This window comes from Shewanella profunda (genome assembly GCF_023283765.1).
Classification (GTDB): domain Bacteria; phylum Pseudomonadota; class Gammaproteobacteria; order Enterobacterales; family Shewanellaceae; genus Shewanella; species Shewanella profunda.
On the sequence record NZ_JAKILG010000073.1, the window covers coordinates 1 to 14,323 of the forward strand.

Genomic DNA, 14,323 nt, shown 5'->3' on the forward strand with positions numbered 1-14,323 from the left:
GGGTGTAGTAGGTTGGGAGCGGTTATGGGAAGGATGGTTCAAACTGCAAACCATCCTTGAAGGCTACGAATTGGCTCTATCTCTTGAGCACGAGATGTGATCAAGAGACAGTGCATAGCAGCCTTTTTTCATACTTATTTATCAATATGTTGAACTGATAACACCACAAAGCGGATCATATACAATTGTTCAAGTCCGGGATAAATCTCGGCTATCACACTGCGAAGCTGTGCCAGTGTCATATTTTCTTGCTTGGCATGAACGTCTGTGAGCTCAGTTAACTTCACTGGCGTGACATCGATAATCTGGATATCACAGAACCAGCGGTCAGCTTCAAAGGTTGAAACCGGTAAAATTTGCCCCGCAAACACATGGGATTCAGCTTCATCGCGCAGGGTTATCGTTTTAGCGCCAGCTAAAATATCCTGCTCAAAACGTTCAAAAAAAGTGATCTTAGCGAGTAACACGCCTTTTCCTCGGCTCAGTATATGGGTAATAAAAATGACTTGAAGTCAATTTCTCAAATCAATAATGTTAGGCAATATAATGGGTTCTGACTCGTACTGACAGCATGCATGGCAAAATGCTCATCATATCTTCTATCAAACCTAGCCCCTAAGTTGAGTCAAATGATTATGCTAACGATATATACATTAATTGACGTCCAAAGAGTTGCGGTTCTTTTCGACAAAATACAGCAAAATATGGTTAGTTTGCCTATATTGAGTTAGAATCCGCCCTCAATTGAGCCCTTGGCCTCATATTCCTGCGCATAGCGGGTGCGAAACGAAATTAGAGACGTCATGAACAAGAAACAAAAGATCATCAAGAAAATAGCTAAACGCGCCAAGGCCAGACTGAATAAAGTCGATCCAGTGACTATCGGCTCGCCTGCGAAATCAGGTTACATCTCTAAAGCTGAGCGTGCTCGACTCGATGCGCTTGATGTGCCCGCTAGCACGCAAGACAGCCAAATTGCAGAAACTGACTCCGACGCAAAATAAGCACACTGGATCACGAATAAAACGCCACATTCATTGTGGCGTTTTATTTTCGGGATAGTTTTGCAGATGATAATGAAACGATTCGTCAAAGGTATCACTCACCCACTTTAGGTTTGGTTCGGTTATCCTTGGTCTCTTTTGCTTTATCCGGTTCGTTAACATCGTCACTCGTTAATATGGACTGGCATTCTTGTTCTTCGGTCATTTGTCCCATTTGCACATGGGAAGAGGACAAAGGGTTTGTGGCACTAGGTAAGTTCTCAGCGACACAATTAGCAATCTCGTCCTCATCAGTGAGTAATACTTGTTCAGAGTTTAAGGGCGTAACAATAGCCTCGGCGTTTATGGGTAAAACTCCAGCCTTAGCTTGAGCTGCCACTTTATCGACTAAACGATAGGCCACCAGCACACCTAAAATTCCAAATAAAATAGAACCGATAACTTGGCCAATCAGCACGCCATAGACTCCGCCCCAAAGCGCACCAAAATAAACAAAGGGAATTGTGCCTAAAGTCGCCTTACCTACATTGAATAGCGTTGAATATTTTGCTTTACCAAGATTATTAAATGAGGCATTTGCCACAAATAAAATACCCGAGAAGGTGAAAAAGACAGCAATATAACTACAGAAAAACTCGATTAACTCTGCACTATCCCCCTTCATATCAAAAATGCTAACGACTTGGGATTTCAACAGAAATAGTAACAAAGAAATGGTGAGCACATACAGAGTACAAAACTGAATGGCCTTCGTCAGGCTCTCACGCACTCGCTCAAATTGTCCTGCGCCAAAATTTTGCCCAACAATGGGGCCTATTGCCCCAGATAAAGCAAAAATCATCCCAAATGCAACAGGAACAAGTCGGCCCAATACTGCCCAACCAGCCACATAGGCATCGCCAAAATCGGCAATGGCTCGGGTTACAAAAGCATTACCAATGGGAGTGGCAATATTAGTCAGCATCGCAGGACCTGCAATGGCAAATATTGGCTTAAGATCGGCCATAAAATGGGATAAATCAAATTGACCTAAGAGCTGATGTTTTACCACCACGCCTCTACCCGCAATAATAAAAACTGCTATACGTGCCAATACTGATGCTAGGGCGGCCCCTTCAATCCCCATCGCAAACAGGAAGATAAAAATAGGATCGAGCACCGCATTCACGCCACCGCCCGCTAAGGTCGACATCATTGACAACTTAGCATCCCCCACGGCCCGTAGCGCGCCACCAAGCGCCATTGCAAGACATATAAAAGGCAATGAAGGAACAAGGATATACAAATAACTTTCGGCGAGCTCTGCCGTATGGCCATTCGCACCAACAAGGGCTACTAACTCAGGAATAAATATCGTTACGACCACACTAACCAACACACTTATGAGGATCGTAACCACTGCACTATTCAGTAATAATCGCTTCGCCAATAACACATCCTTAGCACCGATGGAGCGTGAAACTAACGCACCGAGGGCAATGGATAAACCTATCCCAATGGATGTGGTAAAAAACGAAATACTGCCAGCATAACCGACCGCAGCGGCAAGCTCATGTTCACCGAGCAAGCTTAGGAAAAAGATATCGATTAAATCGACCACAAATAGGGCGGAAATACCCACGGCAGCGGTCGAACTCATCACTAGAATATGCCGAAGAATCGAGCCTTCAACGAACTTGGCCTGTGTCATAGCTGAGTTGCACCTGCAGAATAAAAATATTTAGCGATCATATTAACTTTCGTTCTTTGCAGTTGAAGAGTCGAGCATATCAAGCTCACAACCACAACGGCTACAATACATTGCATCAAGCTCGTGACCCAACTTATGACACTGATTACAGGAGCGTAAATCCCGATGACGTCCAACCTCTTGAGATATTTCAGCGGTCAAAATCCCCGTAGGAATAGCAATGATCGAATAACCCAATAGCATAGTAAACGCCGCTATCGCTTGGCCCAATCCCGTTTTTGGCGTGATATCGCCATAACCTACAGTTGTAAGCGTAACTATGGTCCAATACACAGATTTAGGGATAGAGCTAAAGCCATTTTCAGGCCCTTCAACCACATACATCACAGCGCCAAGCACCATAATGATCAAACTAACCGAAAAGAAAAATAAAAACACTTTACGGCTAGATTGCATCATAGCCCTTAATAGCACATTCCCTTCACTTAAATAACGCAGTAGCTTAAGTACACGAAAAATTCTAAAGAGGCGTAACACTCTGATCACTAGAGTAAAGTTTGCCCCTGGAATAAAGAGAGCTAAATATGAGGGGAGTATTGATAGTAAGTCCACAAGACCATAAAAACTGCGGGCATATAATACTGTGTGAGTTGCACTGTACAATCGCAGCCCATACTCAATGGTGAAAACGATAGTAAATCCCCATTCCAGCACCAGAATGAGATCCCCATAATCCCGATGAACGGCTTCAACCGTATCGAGAAACACCAGCCCCACACTAAGCACGATACAAATCATCAAAGCTATATCAAAGTAACGTCCAGCTGGCGTATCAGTCCCAAAAATAATCGTCCGTAATTGGCGTTTGAATGGGGATTCGCTGTCGATTTTTTCAGGTGTTGATTCAGACATAGGGGCAAAAACTTCCTTGGAATATACGATGTAACACGGCAATAAGCCTCTCCAGATGGTCAGAGTCTGCCACGCAATCACACTCAGCTCAAAATTATCTACTCACAGTACAAGAAATTTGCGGTATGATGCGCGAAAAAGGCCAACATTTGAGTCACTTTTTCGAGGAAGATATGCGCATTACCCTACTTTCGACACTCACATCCATGACTGTGGCTATTGCAGTCCTTGTTTCTCCCCTTGTGTATGCCTCATCGAGCATAGGTAAAGTCGATCTTGTTGTTATCACTAAATCTGAGTCCAATATGGCCTTACTACGCGATGGAAAAGTACTAAAGCAATATCGCATCGCAATGGGAGATTTACCCGCAGGACATAAACTGAAAGAAGGTGATCAACGTACCCCACAGGGACGCTATATTCTTGACTACAAAAAACCTGACAGTGCCTACTACAAATCGATTCACATTTCCTACCCCAATGAAGAAGATAAGCTAAGGGCTAAAGCCTTAGGTATCAAACCAGGTGGAATGATCATGATCCATGGACAAAATCCCAAATCACCATTATCCCCAGCACAAGCACAACAGTTCAATTGGACTAACGGCTGTATTGCCCTCACCAATGCTGAAATGGACGAACTATGGAAAGCCGTTGATGAAGGCACGCCAATTGAGATTTGGCCTTAAATTGAATCACATATCGACTCACGCCCAATCCAATGGGCGTTTTTATTTGCTCGCAGTAAAGCGTTGCCACAGGAGCCCCTATGTCACCCGCAAAGGAACTCGACCTTAAAACTCGCATCGCCAGCATCCGCTATGATGACCTAATGCAAAGCTGGCCCGCATTTGAAGCAAAGATTTTAAACTTACTTGCCACACTGGATTTAGCAGGCAAAAACCTCGAATGTGATCATGTGGCGCTCAGGGTTAATTCGGTTACAAGTGCCGGCGCCCTTCGTCGTGACTTTAGTCAACTGGGTACTATTATTTCCGATAATCAAATCAATGGTCGGCCTATTTTGATCATCGAATTAAATTCACCACTCACCTTAGGCACATTTTCTATTCCCTGCGTTGAGCTGCCCTATCCCAGCGATAAAATCTATCCACAGGAAGGTTGGGAACATATTGAGCTAGTTATCCCCTCAAACGCGCAGGACTGTGAAACCTTAAGCCAAGATCTTCAAGCACTCAGCCCCATACTCACCCCGCTGTTATCAGGGGAGCTTGAGGCATCAAAGGGGGCAATTAAGCTGAAAATGAGTTCACCAAAGGGCGATAAGGAACGCTTAACCAATCCAACCATCGCCTTTAAGCAAGGGGATATTTGCATCAAAGTACATCCACATGGGATAAAAACGGTCATTGCCAGCGAGCAAAATGAGGAGACTTTGGTATAAGCATCAAAATCCTACAAGATTTAAGATGAAGATCCGGCAATTTCGAGTAACTTAATTGTAATGCCGCATATCATTATTTAACGTCAATAAAAATGAATATGCCCAAGCAGGTGCGCTGAGCATGAACTAGGAAACTGTGAATCGATTTATCAAACTGCGCACCATCGAAATTAAATCACAAACTTATTGAAGGCGTGTTGACGTTTCGAGATTAGATTTTGTTCGTTCTGGCAAGCTCGTGATCGCGAAGCGAGGATTGAAGTGTCGTTGTTCTACTCAAATGACGAGCGGATCCTATGAAAGAAAGTAAGAGCGCTTGCCAGACGCCCCCTTCGGGCAGCGTTTGGCTGGCGTTTCTTGCGTTATCGCCCGTTTATCTAGAATAACTATATCGCACTGGCTTTGCCTTGCATAAAAGCCAGCCAACTCGCTGCTAAAACAACCCTCAAACATCAACACGCCCTAGGCACAGGAAGCAGAATATGAAGCCCCATAAAAACGAAGCGCAATTGCTAAAATTCGCCCTAGAAATTGGTATCGGTTACGCTAAGAAACGCGGATTTGATGATTTTGATAGGGGTGTGTCTCCCAAGGACAAAGTGGAATGTATCTATCGACTCCTCGTGACAGACAACCTTATCCAACCCTTGGCGAAGGATAAAGAGGATGGCCCTAATATGAAGCATAAATTGATTTTGTGGATCACCCGTCAGTTACCTGCAGATCATCCTTTACTCAAGTAACAGGCCGCTAAACTCAATAACTGCATTCATTACTTTCCACACTATCCAGACACGCATCCCAGCACCCACAACATCAAATCAAAATGGCACTCTAAAGTGCCATTTTTGGATATAAACCTTTAAATAGGTTAACTATTTAGCTGTCTTTTGGGCTTTTTCCTTTGCTAGCACAGTCGCCATAGGTGGGACTATTGTTGTTGGATCGAGACGCATTTGATACCAATTCAAACGCCAATCTAAATGCGGACCATTTGCTCGTCCCGTGGCACCGACCTCAGCGACGGCTTGTCCTTGCTTCACCGTTTCACCCGCTTTGACATATAACTGACTCAAATGCAGAAAACTCGAACTCACGCCATAACCATGGTCGATAATCATAGTCCCTCCGGAGTAAAACATATCGGGAACAGACAAACTGATCACCCCATCAGCGGGAGCCACAACAACAGTACCAGTTTTGGCGGCCACATCGACACCAAAGTGAGGATTACCCGGTACATCGTTATAAATACGTTGACTACCATACACGCCTGAAATGCGCCCAGTCAGTGGCCAAATAAACTCCTGCAAAAAAGCAGTTTGTTCACTAAAACTGGCCCGTGCCGCTTTTACCTGCGCAGTGTCTTTAGCAGCTCTTTCCTGTGCAATAGGATCAGGTTTCATGATTTTATTACTAATGCCTTTAACACTTTGAATATTGTATTCACGCTTAGCAATAGTCAGAGGTTTAACCTCGGTTAAACCATCGGGATAGACTAATGTTAACTGCTGACTAAGCTCACCATCACGGTCAAAACCAAAGGCAAAATGCCCCTCTGGAGTCACCTTAATGACTTCACCATTGAGCTTAACCTGAGTACCTGTAGGTACTTGGCCACGGATTAACGCGCCTTGCTCTAATTTGCCCTGTAAACTGACTTCTGCCATCACAGGCGATATTGATGTGAATGCCGTTAAGGCCAACACAGCAAAAGCTAAGTGTGCGGCAAACCGACGCCCATAAAAATAACTTGGGTTGTAAGCGCTTAGCTTTATAAGGTTCTCAAACATTTATAAAAAAATCCTTATCTATATGGAATAACCAAAACCATTTTTTACAAATACTTACTATGCATTATACATAGCAAGAAACGACACCGACTCTACCCTTTAGTTACAATTGCACCCTTACCGACACCTTCATAAGCGACAACGGTAAACTGACTCGTAGGCACCTTAGTCACTAAAGTCGTTGCCATATAGTCAGCTAATAATTCAACCGTGGTGTCATGGGGAATAAGATCACAACATTCTTTTGGCATTGCTAACTGGAAATCCCCTTGAGGTGCCTGGTAGTGGAATCCGTAGTGACTGCGGTTAGTGATACGAGTTTGTGGTGATAAGTTTAGGGTTTTAACGGAAACCAAATCCTCTTCGCTACCTAAGTAGATATCATGCCAGCGCTTAGCCCAATATTCGTCCCACTTGGGCGCAGGTACTCCGTTTTCGAATACATTCACGGGGCTGCGATGTCCATGGGCAATACGTTGGCAGTTACCGTCATGTTTACGTAAACCATGGCTGTAATGGTAGTAGGGAGAATTGAGTATTTCATGCCTTAGGGTCAAAGTGATACCTTCAACATTGGTTGGTAAGCTTTCCCGTAGGGCTTTTTGTAAAAAGGTATTCACACTTTGAATATCAATCTCTTCGGTCGGTACTAAAGCAAAAGCCTGTGAAGGGCAAGCTAAGTGGATTTCACCCAATGCGCTATCAAAATCCATCCATACTCTGTCGCCCTGCTGTTGCCATCGCACATTGCTGCAGGCAGTAGGTACTAATAAACGATGATCGGCCACCGCATCTATGGTTTGCTTAATTGTGCGTTTGACCTTAGCAAAATCGAGCACCATGTTTTGCTCGTCTAGGCCGCCTTCAAGCAACACATCAACAATCCAACTTTCCCCCACCATGCCACGCTTAGGGCAGAGATAGGAAAAATCGATCACAGTTAAATCTTTTACAAATAGTTGCATTTACTCTCCTCGGCGGAAAAACAGTCCACCTCTCTATCTGATAGCACCACTTGGCGATGGCCAAGCATGCTAAATTGGGATCGAATTAAATCCATCCACGAAATGGGATTCTAATCAATTCCGCCCTTACCCGCGACAAATGAATCGGTACCACAGATCATTTTGCGTCAAACAACCAAAAATGAAACAGTGATATTGAATGTAAAAGTGGATTTTATCCGTTTAGTCACGACTAAAATTGCAAAATAAACGGACAATTTGAGTCATTCTACTTGCCTAGCGGACGGTACACCTGGGGAATAAGAGTTAACCAGATCACAACGCATGACTGGAGGTATTTATTGATAAATAGACATTGATAAACAGATGCACCGCATCTAACTTAGCGATTAGTAACTAAAACCCTAAACGAAATGGTGTTAACCCTATCGAATAAATGAAGCAAAAACAGCGTATTAGATCACAAAAATCTAATCCGTGACAGCGATAGACCCAATCGAAACAAGGCGTTATCACTCTGTAAAATTAACCGTTAGTATCCCCCCGTAAACCATACAAAAACCAAGGTTATATCGGGAGAAACAAGATGACCAAACTCACATCTATCGCTATTTTCATCGCAGGTATGTTTGCCTGCACCCATGCCATCGGTGCAGAACCCATTGAAGTGATCACTGCCGCTAAGATCACTGAACCTGAAAAAGTCGAATTAGGTAAAATGCTGTTCTTTGAACCAAGATTATCCAAATCTGGGTTTATCTCTTGTAACTCTTGCCATAATTTATCAACTGGCGGTGTTGATGCTCTACCAACTTCGATTGGCCACCACTGGCAAGAAGGTCCCATTAACTCGCCCACAGTGCTTAACGCCGACTTTATGCTGGCGCAATTTTGGGACGGCCGTGCCAGTGACTTAAAAGAGCAAGCCGCTGGCCCCATCGCCAACCCAAAAGAAATGGGCTTTACCCATGAACTTGCAACTGAAACTATCGCCTCTATGCCAGCTTATCGCGCGCGTTTTGCTAAGGTCTATGGCGATGAAAAGGTCAGTATTGACCGTTTAACCGATGCCATTGCCGCCTTTGAAAAAACCTTAGTTACCCCTAATAGCCCCTTCGATCAATATCTACTGGGTAAGCAAGATGCGATTACCGCAGATGCCAAAGCGGGTTATCAACTGTTTAAAGATAAGGGTTGTGTAAGTTGTCATAATGGTCCAGCCGTCGGTGGAACCATGTTTATGAAGATGGGACTCATCAAACCGTTCCACACTAATAATCCTGCTGAAGGTCGTAAGGGCGTTACAGGTAAAGAAGGGGATAAATTTGTATTTAAAGTGCCAACGCTACGCAATATTGAACTCACCTATCCCTACTTCCATGATGGCAGCGTATGGACCTTGGAAGAAGCGGTGAATACCATGGCGGATATTCAGCTAGGACAAAAACTCTCAGATAAAGAAGTTAAAGAGATGGTCGCCTTCCTTGATTCCTTAACGGGTGATCAACCACAGATTACTTTACCTATCCTACCACCATCGAATAAGGATACACCGCGTCCAGTACCCTTTGGTCAAAGCGCCCAATAAATTGGTTTAAGCAGCGGGTTTGATCAACTCAATCTGTATGGAAAAATAAAAAAGGCCGAGGATATTTACCCTCGGCCTTTCTTTTAAAATCAATAAATTAATCTGGAACTATTCGCCTTTTAAACGACGATCGAGTTGATCCTTTAAGTTTGCTGGCACGCCTTTAATTAAAATCGTGTCTGAAATCGGATCGTAAATCACTCGTTGACCTAAATGACCGCCATCAAAACTTAAGGTCACGCCACCGCCAGTGCCTGAAAACTTCTTCAATTGGCGCAGGGTCGATTTATCGGCCGGAAACTCTTCGTCGAGATCATAACTGCCGCCACGGGCGAAATCGTAGAAGGAATCCATACCTTGATCGGCTAGCTCATCGGCCAAATCTTTGATTTCAATGTCAGCGCCTTCGTCGAAGCGCTCACTGCAATATTCAAACACTTTATTACGGCACTGCTGGCGCTCGTCTTTGGTCAGCTCACTGCTGGCAACAAAATCTTCAACCGCATTCATCAGCGTTTTGTTTTGCGCCTTAGTGTTTACCCCTTCGACGCAACCCATAAAGTCGAGGAAGAAGTCGGCGACTTTACGCCCCGCGCGGCCACGGATAAAGGAAATATACTTGCGAGAGTCTTTATCCGCCTGCCATTCAGTCAAATCAATACGGGCAGCAAGCTGAATATTGTTTAAATCTAAGTGGTTGTTTTGTGAAAGCTCCATATCATCCAATACTGTCATGGAAGATTTTGCGCTCAAGAGTGCCACAAACAGATAATCGCTAGTGATACTGGTATAGCAAGACATCAGCAGGAAACCACCTTGACTGAAATCGTATTTCGCCAATTCCTCCTGCAACAATTTACTGGCTTGACCCGAAAACTCCACAAAACCTAACTCACCGCCACGGTATTGCGTTAAGGCATTGGCAAAGGCAGGATTGGCTTCGCCATCATCACCGTGAATACCGAAATAACCAAAACCCTTCCCCGCTTTGCTGGTATAGGTTTGGTGCAATTCGTCCAGCATCACCTCGACCGCTTGTCCGTTTAGCAGGGGTTGAGGACGCAAACGGCAGCGCAACTGCCCCTGACTGTCCTGGGAAATCTCGTGAATAATTGCTTGTTCGATGTTAATACTCATAAGCCCTGATAGTGATACTGGGATAAATCCGCTATTATATGCCGCTAATCCATTCCAAAGTGAAACATTTTTTGATTATGGCAATCCAATCCAAATACTCAAACACACAAGTTGAATCATTAATCGCCGAAGTTCTGGCCGTGTTAGAAAAACATAAAGCCCCTACTGACTTAAGTCTGATGGCGCTCGGCAATTGCGTCACCTATTTGTTAGAGCGTAAAGTACCTAACGAATCACGCCAAGCAGTGGCTGAACAATTTGCGAAAGCACTCGCACAATCGGTCAAATCCAATTAAGTTAATTGGGTTATAATCGCCAAAAATAAGATACAACGTCTTTTAGGAATAAGCGGATCACTATGATCGAGCGTAAAAAGCAAATGAGCCGCGATCGCGTTTCACGGCTCATCAACTGGGGACATTGGTTTGCCTTTTTTAATGGCTTATTAGCCATGATTATAGGCGCCCGATATCTTAGTAGCGTAGGTTATCCAGAAACCTGGTATGGCTGGATTTATCTCACGGTAAGCACGATTGGCCAGTTCAGTTTTCTTGCTTTTATCGCTTACTTGATCTGCCTATTCCCACTGACCTTAATATTGCCCTATTCAAAGATATTGAGGGGTTTAGCGGCGATAATCGCGACCTTAAGCCTGTGTATCTTATTGTATGACACGATTGTTTATGCTGACTATGGCATGCATTTGAGTCCCTTTGCCTTTGACTTGGCTTGGGCGGATCTCAATGCGCTACTCCATGGCACATCTTACATTGTCACACCACTGGCCATTATCACCATAGAACTCACAGTCGCCAATTTTTTATGGAAACGCATAGATAAGCTCCAAAAACTGAATTTAGGCAATAAAGTCATCGCCTTTGTGGGCATCTGTTTTATTAGTAGCCACTTAATCCACATTTGGGCCGATGCCGCCGATATCACCGAAATTACCCGTTTCGATGAAACTTATCCACTCTCCTATCCTGCAACCGCACGATCCTTTATGGAGAGTCACGGAATTGATAGTTCATTCCAAACCAATGACGAAGTGAAAGTGCTCAGCTATCCAACACAACCCTTGCTATGCCAAGCCGACACACCAACTAACGTATTGATGATCACCGTCGACAGTTTACGTGCCGATATGGTGGGTCCTAAAACCATGCCATTTTTACATCAGTACACGGAAAAAAATCAGTCGTTTACAGAACACTATAGTGGTGGGAATCAGTTTAGAACTGGCATGTTCTCACTCCTTTATGGTATTCAAGGCAGCTATGGTGATGCCAGAGTTTTTAATAGCACGAGTCCTGTTATCACCAGAAGCTTCCAACAGGCGGGCTATCAATTAGGGCTATTTATCCCAGAAACTAACCTAAATCTACGCTCGGCCCAAGCCATGTTTAATGACTTTAATCCTGTCATAGCCAAAGAAACCAATGGCAGCGCCGATGCTGACTTACATACGGTAGCAAGTTTCAAAGAGTGGCATAGCATACAAAATAAACCTTGGTTTGCCTTAGTAAACCTAAAAGCCCCAGAGAACTTTGATACACCCGTAGGCTTCCTTGGTATAGAAACCGTAAAAGCCGATCGCAACTTAACGCCCGCGCAAAAAGTGCTATTTAACCAATACCGTCAGTCACTGTATTTTATTGATATGCAGCTACAAGCCATTCTGACCAATGTAGCAAGCGACACTTTAGTGATCATCACAGGTGTAAATGGCAAGATGTTCACCAGTAATAGTGATGAGGCTATGCGGAATTTATCCCCAGAAAGCATCAAAGTGCCCTTAGTGATCCACTGGCCTAATGCAATTGAAGCTAAGGTCAAATACCGCACGAGTCACTACGGTCTTGTGCCAACCCTAATGACCCATGTATTAGGTTGCACGAATAACACCACGGACTACAGTGCTGGACGTAGCCTATTAGAGCCCAGCAAAGAAACTTGGATTTATATTGGTGATAGCCGCATTTTTGCGATTTACCAACAGTCAGAAGTCACAGTGATCGACAGACACGGCAAATACCGTATATATGATGAAAATTTTCAGCATCGACTGCGTAAAAAGATGAGCGCGCCCGAGCTAATTGAAGTCATGCGCGAAGGCAGACGTCTCTATAACCATTAAATTGGAATAGATAGCAAAAAGCCCCAACTCACACGTGAATTGGGGCTTTTTAGTAAAAAAATAGCATTTCCCATCAATTGAAACGTACAGTTCCGTTAGCCAACCTTAACCGTTGAATAGCGCTCTAACCAATGGGCATAGGAGGATGGTAGTACCCAAGATGGACGGTCAATCTTTAATATCTGTGCTGCCTGATAGGGCCAATGTGGATTAGCTAAAAATGCCTTACCTATCATCACCAAATCCATTTGTTCATTTTCAATTGCCGCATTGGCTTGATGTGGATCATCCATCCCCCAAGAAGTCGCAACAGGGAATCCCACCTCTTTACGAACCCGCGCTGCAATAGGTGCTAAGAATGCGGGACTCCAAGGAATATTTGCGGTTGGGGTCGAGAAACAAATACTCACATTGAGCATATCTAAACCTGCTTGCTTGAACTGTTTAACCAGATCAATTGACTCAGATAAGGTCTGCTCATCTTTGCCATCAAATTCAATCACCCCAAAACGTGCCGCTAAGGGCAAATGCTGTGGCCAAATCTCCCTGACGGCTTCAATCGTTTCTAATAGGAATCGTCCGCGCCCCTCAGCACTACCACCATATTGGTCTGAACGCTGGTTGGCATAGGTTGAGAAAAAACTTTGTGCCAAGTAACCATGGGCAAAATGCAATTCTAACCATTCAAAGCCCGCGGCTAAAGCACGCTTTGCCGCCGCCACAAAATCTGCTTTAACGCGCTCAATATCCTCAATAGTCATCTCAGTGGGCACTTTCGATAAGTTGGCACCAAAAGCCACTGCCGATGGTGAAATAGGTTGCCAGGCTTCGGCCTCGCCATTAGTGATATGGTCATCCCCTTCCCAAGGAATATTAGCACTCGCCTTACGGCCCGCATGCCCAATTTGGATCCCCGCTACGGCACCCGCACTTTTAATCGCATTAGCAACGTTAGCTAAACCCTGAGCCTGCTCATCGTTCCAGAGTCCAAGGCAACGCGGCGTAATGCGTCCTTCGGGAGAAACTGCTGTGGCTTCAACTACGACAAGACCCGCTCCGCCTCGGGCCAGGCCAGTGTAATGCACCTGATGCCACTCATTGGTGAGCCCATCTTTGGCTTGGTATTGACACATAGGGGCAACGGCAATACGGTTTTTTAGGGTGATGTCTTTGAGCTTAAATGATGAAAATAGATCGGCCATGGGTATTTCCTATATCAGTAGAATTTAACAATGAATGACGACAGCCTAATCCCATCATGCCATAATTAAAAGCACACTTAGATTATAGATTTGATAAAATTTTCTTATGATAAACCCACAGTGGTTACACACCTTTGCCATTCTGGTCGAGAAAGGCAATTTCACCCGCACCGCCGAAGCCATTGGTATAACACAAGCTGCAGTCAGTCAGCATATCAGTCGTCTAGAAGAGACATACGGCACATTGTTTTTACGCCGCACCCGCCAGCTTGAAATCACTCCCATAGGGGAAAACCTGCTGACCTACGTTAGAGAAGTCGAGTGCGCGCAAAAGCGCCTACAACAAAAACTCATCCATGATGACGCCGATGTCGGTGATATTAACCTGAACTCGGGATAAGAAAATTTGAACTAATAGCCCTCCAAGTGATCGGATCTTTCGACCAAGAGAAACCCCATCACACCGGAGGGCCTATGCATAAATTAGTGG

Annotated in this window: 14 protein-coding genes and 1 pseudogene; 8 read left to right on the forward strand and 7 right to left on the reverse strand. The window is 44.4% G+C overall.

The features are described 5' to 3' along the window. Nucleotides 1-134: 134 nt before the first annotated feature. Entirely contained in the window at nucleotides 135-467 is a 333-nt protein-coding gene (yqfB, locus tag L2744_RS20580) for a N(4)-acetylcytidine aminohydrolase (protein ID WP_248993629.1), read from the reverse strand. Nucleotides 468-803: 336 nt separating this feature from the next. Here yqfB and L2744_RS20585 point away from each other — a divergent pair, with 336 nt between their 5' ends. Next, nucleotides 804-1,004, forward strand: coding sequence for a DUF2986 domain-containing protein (locus L2744_RS20585; protein WP_248993630.1), 201 nt, complete (start codon nucleotides 804-806; stop codon nucleotides 1,002-1,004). A 94-nt stretch (nucleotides 1,005-1,098) separates the two neighbouring features. Here the strand turns inward: L2744_RS20585 and L2744_RS20590 are convergent, their stop codons facing one another. Both L2744_RS20590 and L2744_RS20595 read right to left on the reverse strand, forming a co-directional pair. Beyond that, nucleotides 1,099-2,694: an MATE family efflux transporter gene (locus tag L2744_RS20590; protein WP_248993631.1), complete on the reverse strand. Its 1,596-nt coding sequence runs from the start codon at nucleotides 2,692-2,694 to the stop codon at nucleotides 1,099-1,101. Nucleotides 2,695-2,736: 42 nt separating this feature from the next. Then, nucleotides 2,737-3,606: an ion transporter gene (locus L2744_RS20595; RefSeq protein WP_248993632.1), complete on the reverse strand. Its 870-nt coding sequence runs from the start codon at nucleotides 3,604-3,606 to the stop codon at nucleotides 2,737-2,739. A gap of 173 nt (nucleotides 3,607-3,779) precedes the next feature. On the opposite strand from L2744_RS20595, the gene L2744_RS20600 reads away from it, so the two are divergent. From L2744_RS20600 to L2744_RS20610, 3 genes are all read left to right on the forward strand, one after another. After that, a complete protein-coding gene (locus L2744_RS20600) occupies nucleotides 3,780-4,295 on the forward strand; it encodes a L,D-transpeptidase family protein (protein ID WP_248993643.1) in 516 nt (171 codons plus the stop codon). Nucleotides 4,296-4,375: 80 nt separating this feature from the next. Further along, nucleotides 4,376-5,011 (forward strand): VOC family protein, encoded by a 636-nt coding sequence (locus L2744_RS20605; protein WP_248993633.1) that lies wholly within the window; start codon nucleotides 4,376-4,378, stop codon nucleotides 5,009-5,011. Between the two features lie 482 nt (nucleotides 5,012-5,493). After that, the gene (locus L2744_RS20610; protein WP_248993634.1) at nucleotides 5,494-5,754 is read left to right on the forward strand and encodes a DUF5062 family protein; all 261 of its coding nucleotides are present in this window, start codon (nucleotides 5,494-5,496) and stop codon (nucleotides 5,752-5,754) included. Nucleotides 5,755-5,886: 132 nt separating this feature from the next. Here L2744_RS20610 and L2744_RS20615 read toward each other — a convergent pair whose 3' ends face one another. Then, nucleotides 5,887-6,804 (reverse strand): M23 family metallopeptidase, encoded by a 918-nt coding sequence (locus tag L2744_RS20615; RefSeq protein ID WP_248993635.1) that lies wholly within the window; start codon nucleotides 6,802-6,804, stop codon nucleotides 5,887-5,889. A 92-nt stretch (nucleotides 6,805-6,896) separates the two neighbouring features. Continuing rightward, entirely contained in the window at nucleotides 6,897-7,769 is an 873-nt protein-coding gene (locus L2744_RS20620; RefSeq protein WP_248993636.1) for a 6-carboxytetrahydropterin synthase, read from the reverse strand. 586 nt (nucleotides 7,770-8,355) lie between these two features. On the opposite strand from L2744_RS20620, the gene L2744_RS20625 reads away from it, so the two are divergent. Beyond that, nucleotides 8,356-9,357: a cytochrome-c peroxidase gene (locus tag L2744_RS20625; RefSeq protein WP_248993637.1), complete on the forward strand. Its 1,002-nt coding sequence runs from the start codon at nucleotides 8,356-8,358 to the stop codon at nucleotides 9,355-9,357. A gap of 108 nt (nucleotides 9,358-9,465) precedes the next feature. On the opposite strand, the gene yejK is transcribed toward L2744_RS20625, so the two are convergent. Next, nucleotides 9,466-10,494 carry a nucleoid-associated protein YejK gene (gene yejK / locus L2744_RS20630; RefSeq protein ID WP_248993638.1) on the reverse strand — a complete coding sequence of 343 codons (1,029 nt, stop codon included), beginning with the start codon at nucleotides 10,492-10,494 and terminating at the stop codon, nucleotides 9,466-9,468. 77 nt (nucleotides 10,495-10,571) lie between these two features. On the opposite strand from yejK, the gene L2744_RS20635 reads away from it, so the two are divergent. Then, nucleotides 10,572-10,790 (forward strand): YejL family protein, encoded by a 219-nt coding sequence (locus tag L2744_RS20635; RefSeq protein WP_248993639.1) that lies wholly within the window; start codon nucleotides 10,572-10,574, stop codon nucleotides 10,788-10,790. 62 nt (nucleotides 10,791-10,852) lie between these two features. Then, nucleotides 10,853-12,631, forward strand: a complete 1,779-nt coding sequence (locus tag L2744_RS20640; RefSeq protein ID WP_248993640.1) for a DUF3413 domain-containing protein — start codon at nucleotides 10,853-10,855, stop codon at nucleotides 12,629-12,631. A gap of 95 nt (nucleotides 12,632-12,726) precedes the next feature. On the opposite strand, the gene L2744_RS20645 is transcribed toward L2744_RS20640, so the two are convergent. Then, the gene (locus L2744_RS20645; protein WP_248993641.1) at nucleotides 12,727-13,833 is read right to left on the reverse strand and encodes an NADH:flavin oxidoreductase/NADH oxidase; all 1,107 of its coding nucleotides are present in this window, start codon (nucleotides 13,831-13,833) and stop codon (nucleotides 12,727-12,729) included. 106 nt (nucleotides 13,834-13,939) lie between these two features. On the opposite strand from L2744_RS20645, the pseudogene L2744_RS20650 reads away from it, so the two are divergent. Continuing rightward, a pseudogene (locus L2744_RS20650) lies at nucleotides 13,940-14,323 on the forward strand (LysR family transcriptional regulator); the annotation flags it as partial.